The sequence below is a fragment of the Herbinix hemicellulosilytica genome (genome assembly GCF_002904165.1).
Classification (GTDB): domain Bacteria; phylum Bacillota; class Clostridia; order Lachnospirales; family Lachnospiraceae; genus Mobilitalea; species Mobilitalea hemicellulosilytica.
The window spans coordinates 145694-158472 of record NZ_CVTD020000015.1 but is presented as its reverse complement, the minus strand read 5'-3'; the positions used below and the strand labels follow the sequence as shown (position 1 = coordinate 158472).

Sequence of the window (12779 nt, the reverse complement as noted above, 5' to 3'; positions counted from 1 at the left end):
GTTTATGATTTATATAATTCTCTCCAATCAAGATCTCCCCGCTCCAGAGCTTTAATTAAAAGTTCTGCTGTAGCCAGATTTGTTGCCAGCGGGATATTATATTTGTCACAAAGTTGAGAAATATTGTTGAAATCCGGTTCATGGGATTTCGGAGATAAAGGATCACGCAAAAATATAACCAAATCTATCTGATTATGTTCAATCTGTGTTCCCAGTTGCTGAGTTCCGCCCAAATGCCCTGCAAGATATTTGTGAACTGTCAGGTTTGTGACTTCTTCTATTAACCGTCCGGTAGTACCGGTAGCATACAGGGTGTGTTTACTTAATATGCCGCGATATGCAATGCATAAATTCTGCATAAGCTTCTTTTTTGCATCATGGGCAATCATACCTATATTCAAGTTAAAAACCTCCTATCTCATTATTTTTTTCTGCTGCAGACGAACATTTATAATTAAACCGATGGCTATCATGCTGCTTGCTAGTGAGCTTAGTCCGGAACTTAAGAAAGGAAGAGGTATTCCCGTATTGGGAAGTAATGCCGTAACAACACCTATATTTACAAAGATTTGGAAGGCAAACATGGATGCTATGCCCACAGCTATAAGCATACCCATTTTATCCTGAGCTTTTCTGGCTGTGGAAAGGCAAGTATATATTATGAATGCAAACAGTGAAAGTATAAAACAGCATCCTATAAAACCAAGCTCTTCACCTGCTACGGAGAATATGAAATCACTTTCTGCGACAGGAACATGTCTGTAACCACGTAGTGCTGTAGAATTGTCTGAAAAAAGTTTTCCTGTCAATTGCCCCGAACCGATAGCCTGAACGGAATTCTCCTGCTGGTACATGGTGGCCGGATATGCTTCGGGATTTAAGATGGAAAGTATTCTTTGCTGCTGGTAATGAGTAAGCAGCTTTTGATAATCCTGCTGTACGTACCAGAAAAGTCCGAAAAATCCCGGAATTCCGATTATAAGAAGCGGCAGTATTATCTTCCAGCTAAGTCCCGCAGAAAAAACAATCATGGCAAAAACCGTCATAAGAACTATGCTGGTTGATAAGTCGGTCTGAGTAAGTATCAAATAAGTCGGAACGGCCATTAATATAATTATAATCAAAAGAAAAATGCCGTTATTTATCTTATGTTCAAACATGGTTAAGACTTTTGCAAAAAATATTATAAGGATAATCTTTGTAAGCTCCGAGGGCTGCAATTCAAAGAATTTCAAATCCAGCCATCTTTGCGCATTATTGTGTTCTACACCTATAAATTTTACCAGCAAAAGCAAAACCAGGTTAATCAAATATAATACAATGTAAAACTTAGCTATAAAGTGGTAATCTATCAAAGAAACAATAATGGCTAATAAAAGCCCGCCAATTAAACCAATAATCTGCTTCTTATAATCATCCGGCCTAACCTGTTTAATCAAAAATATGCCGATTGAAATCAGCATGGTGACTACCACAAGCAAGGATATATTATACTTCTTAAAGTCATAATTTTTAAATGCCAGCATTTTAAACATCCTTATTTCTTAGCAGACTTCATATCCTTTATGGGAATACTTGCAAACAGAGCCGGAACCGCTCCGTTATTGGTTTCCGATTCTGTCTGCGTAATCTTAATATCAAGCCCTTCTAAGTCTATTTCTATATATTTTGAAATGACATGTATAATATCATTTTTTATTTGTTCCATTATTTCAGGTGAACAACCTGCCCGGTCAGAAACCAGAACCAGTTTTAACCTATCTTTCGCAACGCTGCTGCTTCCTTTTTTTCTGAAAAAATCAGCCAGACCCATGTTATACCTCCCCTATTATCTCTTGTGTTTACCAAAAAGTTTGCTGAAGAAGGAACTCTTCTCGTTTAAATCAAGATAAGGAATATCTTCTCCCATTATTCTTCTTGCTATGTTCATATAAGCTCGTCCCGCCAAAGAATCTGAACCTACAAGCGGCTCACCCTGGTTTGTGGATATGACAATGTTCTCATCATCCGGGACGACTCCGATTAAATCAATAGCAAGTATTTCGCATACATCATCGCTGGACATCATATCTCCGCGTTTTACCATATCCATGCGAATTCTGTTTACTATTAAACGTATGTCTTTCATATCATTGGCTTCCAACAAACCAATAATACGGTCTGCATCTCTTACAGCCGAAACTTCAGGGGTGGTAACAACTATTGCTCTGTCGGCTCCGGCTATCGCATTGCGAAAGCCCTGTTCAATACCGGCCGGACAGTCCAATAATATGTAATCAAACTCCTCTCTTAATTCGTCTGTTAACTTTTTCATTTGTTCCGGTGTAACCGCATTTTTATCTCTGGTTTGTGCGGAAGGCAATAAATACAGGTTAGGATAACGCTTGTCCTTAATCAGGGCATTACGTATCCGGCAGGTTCCTTCGATTACATCCACCAGATTGTATACAATCCGGTTTTCCAGTCCCATGACAACATCCAGGTTTCTAAGACCAATGTCTGTGTCAATCAGTACAACCTTTTTTTCAAGCATTGCCAGGCCTGTACCGACATTGGCGGTGGTTGTAGTTTTTCCTACACCGCCTTTTCCAGATGTAATAACTATAACTTCTCCCATATATTATCCTCCAGTCCGAAATTGAGGCATTGCCTCCTGTATTTCAAAATTTATATATATATATTCTTAATTGACAAGCAGCAGGCTGCTTGTTAAATAGCGTAATTATTATATAAATAATTTTAAATTTATGCAGATACAATATTGAAAAATTATTATAAAACAACTGAATTAAATAATTAGATTGTTATAGACGTATATCATTTAGGATATTTTTTGAAAGCGGTTCAATATAAATATTGCCGTCTTCCAAAAAGGCTATTTTAGGTTCTTTTTCTGCGTCTTTCATCGGTTTATCCGGAGATCTGGCAATGGTATCTGCAATCCGGATTTGTGTAGGCCTCATATCAAGAGCTATAACAAAAGCATCGGTATTGCCGCAAGCTCCGGCAAATGCAGTTCCTTTTAGGGAACCGAGAACTACTATATTTCCTTTGGAAACTACCCTTGCTCCGTTATTTACATCACCGATAATAACAACACTGGTTTCAAACTCCAGGGAAGTTCCCGAACGCAAAATGCCCTTATAGAATTGACCGGTGTTGTTTTCAAGTTCCATAAGTTTTTGTTCAAGGGTTTTTTTAAATACTTTTTCTTTTTCAGGATCGTTTTCTATAACACAAACAATGTGCATATCAGTATTTTGCCCAATTATATCCAAAATATCCCTTTGTTCTTCATTAGTTAATTTTCGTCCTTCAAAACTTATCGCCAATTTTGCGTCTTTAAAAAACTTGCTTGATTCTTTGAATTTATTTGCTACTTTCTCTTTTAACTCATCGAAGCTTAGTTCCGGATCCAGAACAACAATGATACCGTAATTATTGCCTTTTATAATAACAGAATTGTCAACAGCTTTCATTGTTATCTCCTTAATTTTGAATTAATAATTAATCCGAAAAAGCCGCACTGTCATTTTCCGGCAATGATGCTTCCCTGGAAGTTAATTTTTCCTCATTTTCCAGGTTAAAGTACAGCTGATATATATCTCTGGCTGTTTCCGCAGCATTACCCGACGTATGACCGTTGGGAATGACTACGGTCACAGATATTTCAGGCTTTTCATAAGGGGCAAAAGATATAAACAATGCGTTGTTCGGTTTGCTTAAACTTATCTGAGAGGTTCCGGTTTTACCGGCTACGGTAACGCCAAAATTACCGTAAAGCCCATAAACGGATCCCCTTTGCTCATTGGTAACCATATACATTCCTTTTAAGATGCTGTCCCAGGTCGTGTTCTTAACAGAACTCAAATCTTTGTAAACCTGAGGCTCATTTTTGAAAACAATCTTTCCGTCTTTACTTATGATGCGGTTTATTAATGTCAGTTTATAGTTGGTACCGCGGTTGGCCAAGGTGGTAACATATCTTGATAACTGTACCGGAGTGTACAGATTAGTTCCTTGACCGATGGCACTGCGGACAGGATCCTTATCGGAAACATTCGGCATAGCCTCTCCTACTTCAACACCGGATTTGGTGTCAAGCCCTAAGAGGGAGGCATAGTTTTTTATTCTGCTTAAACCTAATTGCTCATTGAATTCCCCGTTACTGTCTATGCTGAGCCTAAAACCTGTTTCATAAAAATAATAGTTGCAGGATACTTTTAAAGCATTGGAAATGTCAACGGCACCGTGCGAACGGGGATAGATATGGCATTTGGCGGGAAGGGAAATCTTCTCGAAAATGCCCAAGTCATTTATTTTTTCGTGGGGGGTTATAACCCCTTCTTCAAGACCGGCAATTGATGTTACCATCTTAAAAGTCGATCCCGGAGCGGTAAGCTGCATGGTCGGCCTGTTCATCCACGGCAGGGATTTATCTGTATACAGCCATTCGTAATAATCGGGATCTACCTTGTTTGCCAGTTTATTATTGTCGTAGCTTGGATATGTTACCATGGCAAGAACATTGCCGGTATTTACATCGGTAACAACAATGGAGCCGCTGCACGGTTCCAAAGCCAGCATTGCCGGTGTTATTTCCAGAGACCGGATTTTTGCTTCCATGAATTTATACGCGGAAACAGCGCCGGACTTTAATTTTTGAATATCTTCTTCATTATATTCTAACACACCTTGGTCAAATAATAAAAGACAAATTTCAGTTCCCGACAATTTATACGAAAACACCAAATAGCGGTATATTTTTTTATTAAAAGTGCTATCAGCTTCCAAAAGTTCCAGAGTATAATTCAATAATTTCTGATATAATTCTTCCGAGCTGTAGTAAGTATCAACATCCAGTTTATTTAGGTCCACATAATTATTCGCAATAGCGTACTGTAAAAATTTGCTTAATGAAATCCTGTCGTTTTGATAAGAACGAAGGGTAACATCATCCTTATCAATTTTATCTATAAGAATAACATTATTGTCGACAAGGATATCATAGATATAATCAAGGTATTCCTCCATATCCCCGGCTTTGTTGTTTGTGGTTTCATTGTCCGGTGCAAGTAAAGTATTAAGCCTTGAAAAAATTTCATTTCTGGCATCTATAAATTTATTGTAAATCTGCTTTTCCAGTGATGTGGCGTTAGGAGCCGACAATCTTTCAATATCGATTATGTTATTGTCTATAAGGGCGAAATATACTTCATAAATGGGAGTTTTTATATTGCTGGCACTCTCCCCTTTTGTACCGTAATCGAGATCGGGTGTAAGGTGTTCAAGTAAAATACCTGCAATGCGTTTTTCAAGGATATGATATGCGGCTTTCTGCAGGTTGCCGTCGATAGTCAGGTACAAGTCGTTGCCCGCAAGCGGATCTTTTCTGTCCACAACCCCGATTACTTTCCCGTTTTCGTTAACGGTGACTATTTCGCTGCCTTTTGATCCTCTTAAATATTCTTCAAATTCTTTTTCAATTCCGGTTTTACCGACAATATCTGTTGAATTGTAATACTCTTCGCCTGCTTCGGAGTTTAATTTATCCAGTTCTTCCGCATTAATAAGGCCTGTGTAACCAAGCATGTGAGCAAAATATAAACTGTCATGATATACCCTTTTTGTTTCCTGCTTTATCTGAACACCGGGAAGATCTGCGATATTTTCCATAATCATGGCTACAGTGCCTTCGGAAACATTGGATGCCACCGTAATCTGATTGTATTTGGGGTAATTGTTAAACAAGGCATAGCGGACACTCATAATTTTTAAGGTATCCTCTATCGAATATTCGTCGGATATCCCGAACATAGGATATTTCTTGGATCCGTCCTTTAAAAAATAATAAACATCTTTTGCGGTGGCATTCTGCTGCTCTTCGGTTAGCTGATTATTTTCCAGAGCATAGGCATAAACATTCTTTTTAAAACGGGTAAGGGCTGATCCTGTTACGGTAAATTCAAATTCCCCATTTCCCGTATGAATAATATAAAAAGGGTTGTCCAAGGTATCCCCGTTTTTTTCTATAATTTGAATCAGTTTATAAATAACTGCATTTCTCTGCGCATTGGATGTGATTTCAGAAGTATCTTCCATAACAACGGAATAAGATAAGGTATTGGAAGCTAAAAGCATTCCGTTACGATCGTAGATATTTCCCCTGGTACTTTTAATTTCCCTGCTGACCGTATTCTTATATTCATATTCCTCGGCATGGGTAGGGCCTTCCACTATCTGCAGGACAAATAACCGGTGGACAATGACGCCAAAAAGCACCATATATATAAGTGCGATAAATAGCAGCCTTGATTTAATTAAGCGTTTTATGGCATCAAGAAAAACGTCAAACAAGTTTATTCCTCCTCATTTTCATTCCGGTCCAGACAATGGTTAATCATATGCAGCAGCTTGTATAGGATTACGGAAACTGCCACGGTATAAATAATTTCGGGAAGAATTTTTGCCCGCAGATAATACAGGAAATCCAATCTGCCCCGAATTAAAAACTCTAAAATATAATATAAAAACTGATATACAAAATCGGCTATAGCTATAAAAAAGAGGGGAAGCGTATAGTCGTCCCTGGAATATATTTTATTGGCAAAGCCGGCCACATATCCAATTAGCATCATAAGGAGTGCATAAAGCCCGATAAGGTTTCCGAATTGGATATCAACCAAAAGGCCGGAAAAAAAGCCGACTGTCATTCCTGTAGTTTTGCCCCTCATATAAGCGGTAGCCACAACAAGTATAATAAGCAGATTTGGCATGACATTTGCCAAGTTTATAAACTGATATAATGAACTTTGCAAAACAAAACATATGATGATTTCTAAGAAATATATTATAGCCCGTTTCAAAATGCATACCTCTTTACTATTCGTTTATTGCATTCTCGGGAGGTTCTTTTAGCAGAGGCTCTTTTAGCTCCGTTATAATAAGAACCTCACTTAGCCTTTGAAAATCAACAGCCGGTGTAAGATAAGCTGTTTTTGTCATGTTGTTGGAATCAAGTTTTATATCACTGACATAACCGATTAAGATGCCCTGAAGGTATTTCGGACTTGTATGGGCTGTAACCACTTCATATCCGTCTTCTATTTCGGCATCTTTACTGATAAAACTTACACGGATTTTACCGTCTTCCATTAATTTTAAGTCGCCCTGAACAAGGCAGGTATCGGAAGTCTTTAAAAACATTCCCCAAATCGCACTTTTATCGTCGATTATTGCCCTAACTTTGGCATGATTATAATAGCATTCGGTAATAATACCAACAAGGCCGTTGCCTGCCATAACATTCATGTCAACTGCCAGGCCGTCTTTGGTACCCTTGTCTATGGTAAAAACATTATACCAGTTGTTGGTATCCTTATCAATGATACGGGCAGCGACTTTGGGATAATCCAGGTATTTTTGATCAAGTTCATACAATTTCCTAAGCTCGTCAAGTTCGTATTTGTTTTGCAAAAGCAGTTTATTCTCATAGGAAAGAACGCTGACTTGCTCTTTCAGCCTTTTATTTTCTTCGGTAAGTTCACGAATGCTTTTTAAAGTTTCGAGTTTGTCGGCAATAAATATTCCGACGGTATTTATACCCTTCTGCATGGGCGTGATTACCGTGCCTACCGCATTTCTTACCGGATAAAACAGTTCGCCGAAGCGGAACGATAATATAATAAGGATAAGACACAGTATTACCCCTGCAATTAGTCCATGTTTAGGATTAAAACGAAAACCTTTCCTTCGCCTCATAGTGACTCCTAATTTTTATATTCTTATTAAATTTAATGCCATATTTCAGGCGCTAAAAACTAAAATCTGCTTAATTAAATCATTCATGTCGATTAATTTAATAACTAACGTAAGTGTAAAAAAATTAAGTTTACTTCCTGTTGTGTTTAATCTTCAAGGGTTCTAGGACGCAGGAAATTGGCCAAAGACGAAAGCTTCGGTTCATCCATGATTCTGCAAAGGCCCTTTGCTACCGTGTTTGCGGGGTCTTCACAGATATTAACCTTAAGACCGGTTTCTTTGGCAACCAAATCGGCAATGCCGTATATTTTTGCCGATCCTCCGCTTATATAAATACCGCTGTCTATAATATCCGAAGATATTTCAGGCGGTGTCCTTTCCAAAATGATACGGATAGCGTCTATGATATTATACAGGTATTCAATTATAGCCTCATAAACCGTTTCCGAATCTATTTCCATTTCAACAGGCAGACCGCTTACTACCGCACGGCCGTATACTTTTACGCTTGCCTTTACGTTAGGGATAGCGCTTGCCAGTGTTTTTTTAATATATTCGGCGGTTTTGTCGCCGATATAGAGATTATGCCTTTTCTTAACTACACCTTTAATGGCTTCATCGAGCTTGTTACCGCCGACAGGGATTAATTTGCTTAAAACTATACCACCCAATGAAAGTATGGATACTTCCGTAGTGTCCGCTCCTATATCGACGACCATAACTCCTTTTGCGGTTGTAATTTCAAGACCGGCTCCCAAAGCACAGGCAACCGGTTTTTCAACTATTTTAATCCTTTTGTATTTTAAACCTGAGTGAGCAATCAGTTCATAAAAAGATCTGCGCTCAACTTCCGTAATATCTGTAGGTGTTGCTACTATATAATCGGCTGCACCTGGCCTTTTAGAACCGCAAACTTTGTGCATAAAAAAGTTTAATAATGTTGTCATATTTTCAACGTCGGCAATAACTCCGTTTCTTACGGGATATGTTACCAAAATATTGGCAGGAGCCTTTTCGTATATATCAAATGCTTCATCGCCGGCAGCTATGATATTTTTTTTGTCGGCGACAGCTATAATATTACGTTCGTCCAGTACAACCCCCTGCCCTTTTCTGCTGATTTTTATAGTACTAGTCCCGAAATCTATGCCAAATGTTCTTTGTGCCATTGTATAAGTACCTCCATTTATGCCTTAGGCGGCTTTAAGTATTACAAAAATCCCTGCTCTTTTAAGCTGATATATTTATTATCGCCAATAATAATATGATCCATAAGCGATATGCCGATTAAATCGCCTGCTTCTTTCATTCTTTTTGTTACCCTGATATCTTCAGGACTGGGGGCGGGGTCACCGCTTGGATGATTATGAACCAAAATAATTTTCACAGCTTCTTCTTTCAATGCCTGGATAAGGATTTCTCTTATCGGGACTATGGATAAATTTACCGTACCTGAAGACATAACCATATCCTTTATCAATTTGCTTTTTGAATCAAGCATAAGAAGCAGAACCTGTTCTTTCTTTAGATGGCGCATATCCTGCATATAATACTCGGCTACGCTTTGTGGAGTTGTAAATTTTAAGGATTCTTTATGTACCTCCTTTGACATTCTTTTGGTCAGCTCTGTCAGGCAAAGAAGCTGAATGGCTTTAACTCTACCGATACCACGGATTTTTGTAAGTTCTTTCATAGTTAAATAATTTAAACCTTTAAGTCCGGGATATGTTTTGGAGTAATTAAGCACATTTACGGCTAAATCTATAGCTCTTAGCCCTTTGCTCCCGGTTTTTAAGATAACAGCCAAAAGTTCTGCATCAGATAAAAATTGGGGCCCATATGTTTCACACTTCTCATAGGGGCGTTCCGATACAGGTAATTCTTTTACTGTTAAATGATTGTAGTTCATGATATCCTCCTTACTTTCTCTCTCCAGGAAACCATTCGGATATCATTATGAATATTACAAGCAAGAATTTAAAGCAAAATAAGTGTAATAATTAGCCGTACTTAATGTCAATCAAAAAAAATAATTTAATCAAAATTTCTATGTTATGTATATAATATTCAATGTAATCTGACAAGAATGTAAAAACCCAGACTCTTCAATAATAAAAAGGAAAATTTAATGTTCCTTTAAATTTCCTGATTAATAAGCTTTTTGGCAGTATTTAAATCTTTTTATATATAAAAATTGATGCAACGGCACCTAATATGCTTCCTACGGTAATTCTTAACCTGAGGCCAAAATGGACTATCAGGGCACCTAAATTTAAGGTAACAATATTATTGCCTTCTGCATTACCGATTGAGAAATCGATGCCGTAATTAAGCCATGACAGAAAATCTACTTTTCTTACCAGGTGGCCAACAAAGCTTCCTGCAACGATACCGGCAAGAAGCAATAAAAATAAAGCCCACCTGTTTTTACCCAATGTTCTTGCCATTTAAATTACTCCCTTTACGTTCATACTAAAATGATTTTATCACAAGAACAGGTTTTTGTATACAGGAAGAATGGGTGTATAGGCCATATCAATTAATAACTTTAATTTAAACTAATAAGATTTTTTTCGTATAGTCTTTGCAATGACTTCAAGATACCGAATTTTGCATGATACCAGGTAAGACCGCCCTGGAAGAAAACCGTATACGGCGGCCTAATGGGAGCATCAGCCGAAAGTTCGATGGATGAACCTTGAACAAAAGCTCCTGCTGCCATAATTACATCGCAGTCATAGCCGGGCATGGGGCCGGGTACCGGGGCGGCAAAACTGTCTACCGGAGCCGCAGCCTGTATCCCCTCACAAAATGCTATTACCGCTTCGGGACTGTTTAGTGTAACAGCCTGGATAATATCAAAACGGTCTTCTTCGGCATTAGGGTGAACCTTAAATCCAAAATATTCATACAGATTTGCGGCAAAAATAGCGCCTTTTAAAGCTCCCGATACTACCTGCGGGGCAAGAAACAGGCCCTGGTACAGGCTTGAATTTAATCCCAGGGTTGCCCCTACTTCTTTACCTAACCCGGGGGCGGTAAGTCTGTAAGAAGCATTTTCTACATATTCGGCTTTTCCCACTATATAGCCACCTATGGGAGCAAGACCACCGCCGGGATTTTTAATCAAAGAACCTACACATAAGTCTGCACCTACATCCGTAGGTTCTACTGTTTGCACAAATTCTCCGTAACAGTTATCCACCATGCAAATTACATCGGGCTTGATATTTTTTATAAAGGAAATTAATTGCCCGATCTGTTCCACACTTAATGTAGGCCTGCTTGCGTAACCTTTGGATCTTTGAATGGTAACAAGCTTTGTTTTAGGACCTATAGCTTTTTTTATATTTTCATAGTCAATGCTGCCGTCGGGTTTTAAATCAACTTGTTTATAAGTAACGCCGTATTCGGCCAGGGAACCTTTGGTTTCCTTTATGCCTATTACTCCCTCCAGGGTATCATAAGGTTTACCTACCGGGGACAAAAGCTCATCTCCGGGTCTTAAGTTACCGAACAATGCGACCGTAAGGGCGTGGGTGCCGCTGATAAGCTGAGGGCGGACCAGGGCATCTTCGGCATGAAAAACATCGGCATATACCTTTTCCAAAGTATCCCTGCCGATATCGTTATAACCGTATCCTGTAGTGGCGGAAAAATGCACATCACTTACATTATTGTCCTGCATGGCTTTTAACACTTTTAGCTGATTGTATTCCGCTACCTTATCTATAATTTTAAACCGATCTTTTAATTTCTCTTCTATCTTATGGGATAAATCAAGAAGTTTAGAATCAATACCCATAAATTTATAAATTTCATTTAATTCATTAGTAAACACTGCTATTCCTCCGATAAAAGTATTTTAAAGATGTAAAGTAAATTAGAATATATCTTATCATATAAAATAAGTTTACATAATATTATTATGTTATCAATATGCTATAGATTTTAATTGCTAAGTATATATAAGCAAAAAAATAATAAAAGTTATAAGTAGCTATATGATAAAAAATTGTAAATTATAAATTATGAAATTATCTTTTAATTTAATGAATCATTTACTTATTATACCGCATCGGCGAAGGTTTTCCAGGATAAATTCCAATATGTCTTTTTCACTTTCAAAATCGTCCTTGTTTATCCATATAACGTCTTTTTCCCTCTTAAACCATGTAAGCTGCCTTTTGGCATAATGCCTGGTATCTCTTTTTATTGTGTATATGGCTTCTTCCAAGGTACAGTTCCCTTCAAGATAATCTATAATTTCCTTATATCCTAATCCCTGCATTGATACCATATCTTTTGTATAGCCCATATCCCTAAGACGCTTTACCTCATCCACAAGGCCTTTATCAATCATAATGTCCACTCTCTTATTAATGCTTTCATAGAGTTTTTCCCTGTCTTTGTTTAGAACAAAATATCTGTACAAATACGGGGATTCTTTTTTTCTTTGGGCTTCATTATGGGCTGATATGGGCTCTCCCGTATGCTTTATATATTCCAGGGCCCTGATTACCCTTTTTACATTATTGGGATGAATTGCTTTGGCACTGGCAGGATCAGCCTTTGCCAGCATATCATGCAGAAACTGTGGGCCATATTTTTCGGCAAGTTCTGCTAGTTCATCACGATATGAATTGTCGGGACTTGTTTCTTCAAATTCAATGTCATATAAAACCGCCTGAATATAAAAGCCGGTTCCTCCTACAAGTATGGGGATTTTATTTTTATCATGAATAGCTTTTATATATTTTTTGGCATATTCCTGAAATTTTACAACATTAAATTCCTCATCCGGCTCAAATTCACTGATAAGATAGTGAGGAATACCCTCGGTTTCTTCGGGAGTAATCTTAGCCGTTCCTATATCCATATACTTATAAACCTGCATTGAATCTGCAGAAATAATTTCCCCATCCACAGCCTTGGCAAGGCTAATTGACAGGGAAGTTTTACCCACCGCCGTGGGACCTGTTAATATTATCAGGGGTTTTTTGCTCATGTAACTTCAC

General features: G+C 38.0%; 13 protein-coding genes. All 13 read right to left on the bottom strand.

What is annotated here, in order from left to right:
• Positions 1-2 precede the first annotated feature (2 nt).
• Complete coding sequence (gene mgsA, locus HHT355_RS05795; protein ID WP_103202487.1) at positions 3-401, bottom strand: methylglyoxal synthase; 399 nt, start codon at positions 399-401, stop codon at positions 3-5.
• A 12-nt stretch (positions 402-413) separates the two neighbouring features.
• Positions 414-1526 (bottom strand): FtsW/RodA/SpoVE family cell cycle protein, encoded by a 1113-nt coding sequence (locus HHT355_RS05790; RefSeq protein ID WP_158245899.1) that lies wholly within the window; start codon positions 1524-1526, stop codon positions 414-416.
• 11 nt (positions 1527-1537) lie between these two features.
• Positions 1538-1813, bottom strand: a complete 276-nt coding sequence (gene minE, locus HHT355_RS05785) for a cell division topological specificity factor MinE (RefSeq protein WP_103202485.1) — start codon at positions 1811-1813, stop codon at positions 1538-1540.
• Between the two features lie 15 nt (positions 1814-1828).
• Positions 1829-2617, bottom strand: a complete 789-nt coding sequence (minD, locus tag HHT355_RS05780) for a septum site-determining protein MinD (protein WP_103202484.1) — start codon at positions 2615-2617, stop codon at positions 1829-1831.
• A 187-nt stretch (positions 2618-2804) separates the two neighbouring features.
• Positions 2805-3479 carry a septum site-determining protein MinC gene (gene minC / locus HHT355_RS05775; protein WP_103202483.1) on the bottom strand — a complete coding sequence of 225 codons (675 nt, stop codon included), beginning with the start codon at positions 3477-3479 and terminating at the stop codon, positions 2805-2807.
• Between the two features lie 28 nt (positions 3480-3507).
• Entirely contained in the window at positions 3508-6357 is a 2850-nt protein-coding gene (locus HHT355_RS05770) for a peptidoglycan D,D-transpeptidase FtsI family protein (protein WP_103202482.1), read from the bottom strand.
• 2 nt (positions 6358-6359) lie between these two features.
• Positions 6360-6866, bottom strand: a complete 507-nt coding sequence (gene mreD / locus HHT355_RS05765) for a rod shape-determining protein MreD (RefSeq protein WP_103202481.1) — start codon at positions 6864-6866, stop codon at positions 6360-6362.
• Positions 6867-6882: 16 nt separating this feature from the next.
• Complete coding sequence (mreC, locus tag HHT355_RS05760) at positions 6883-7761, bottom strand: rod shape-determining protein MreC (protein ID WP_103202480.1); 879 nt, start codon at positions 7759-7761, stop codon at positions 6883-6885.
• A 146-nt stretch (positions 7762-7907) separates the two neighbouring features.
• Positions 7908-8930: a rod shape-determining protein gene (gene mreB, locus HHT355_RS05755; protein ID WP_103202479.1), complete on the bottom strand. Its 1023-nt coding sequence runs from the start codon at positions 8928-8930 to the stop codon at positions 7908-7910.
• Positions 8931-8971: 41 nt separating this feature from the next.
• Complete coding sequence (radC, locus tag HHT355_RS05750) at positions 8972-9670, bottom strand: RadC family protein (RefSeq protein WP_103202478.1); 699 nt, start codon at positions 9668-9670, stop codon at positions 8972-8974.
• A 262-nt stretch (positions 9671-9932) separates the two neighbouring features.
• On the bottom strand, positions 9933-10208 hold the full coding sequence (locus HHT355_RS05745) for a DUF4321 domain-containing protein (RefSeq protein ID WP_103202477.1): 276 nt from the start codon (positions 10206-10208) through the stop codon (positions 9933-9935).
• A gap of 101 nt (positions 10209-10309) precedes the next feature.
• Positions 10310-11602, bottom strand: coding sequence for a methionine gamma-lyase family protein (locus HHT355_RS05740; protein ID WP_330403373.1), 1293 nt, complete (start codon positions 11600-11602; stop codon positions 10310-10312).
• 216 nt (positions 11603-11818) lie between these two features.
• Complete coding sequence (gene miaA, locus HHT355_RS05735; RefSeq protein ID WP_103202476.1) at positions 11819-12769, bottom strand: tRNA (adenosine(37)-N6)-dimethylallyltransferase MiaA; 951 nt, start codon at positions 12767-12769, stop codon at positions 11819-11821.
• Positions 12770-12779 lie beyond the last annotated feature (10 nt).

Bases quoted from the DNA above. Each gene is read 5' to 3' on its own strand.
- HHT355_RS05745 (WP_103202477.1), bottom strand. From the start codon at position 10,208: ATGGCAAGAACATTGGGTAAAAACAGGTGGGCTTTATTTTTATTGCTT.
- minE (WP_103202485.1), bottom strand. From the start codon at position 1,813: ATGGGTCTGGCTGATTTTTTCAGAAAAAAAGGAAGCAGCAGCGTTGCG.
- minC (WP_103202483.1), bottom strand. From the start codon at position 3,479: ATGAAAGCTGTTGACAATTCTGTTATTATAAAAGGCAATAATTACGGT.
- miaA (WP_103202476.1), bottom strand. From the start codon at position 12,769: ATGAGCAAAAAACCCCTGATAATATTAACAGGTCCCACGGCGGTGGGT.
- mreB (WP_103202479.1), bottom strand. From the start codon at position 8,930: ATGGCACAAAGAACATTTGGCATAGATTTCGGGACTAGTACTATAAAA.
- mreC (WP_103202480.1), bottom strand. From the start codon at position 7,761: ATGAGGCGAAGGAAAGGTTTTCGTTTTAATCCTAAACATGGACTAATT.
- minD (WP_103202484.1), bottom strand. From the start codon at position 2,617: ATGGGAGAAGTTATAGTTATTACATCTGGAAAAGGCGGTGTAGGAAAA.
- radC (WP_103202478.1), bottom strand. From the start codon at position 9,670: ATGAACTACAATCATTTAACAGTAAAAGAATTACCTGTATCGGAACGC.
- HHT355_RS05790 (WP_158245899.1), bottom strand. From the start codon at position 1,526: ATGCTGGCATTTAAAAATTATGACTTTAAGAAGTATAATATATCCTTG.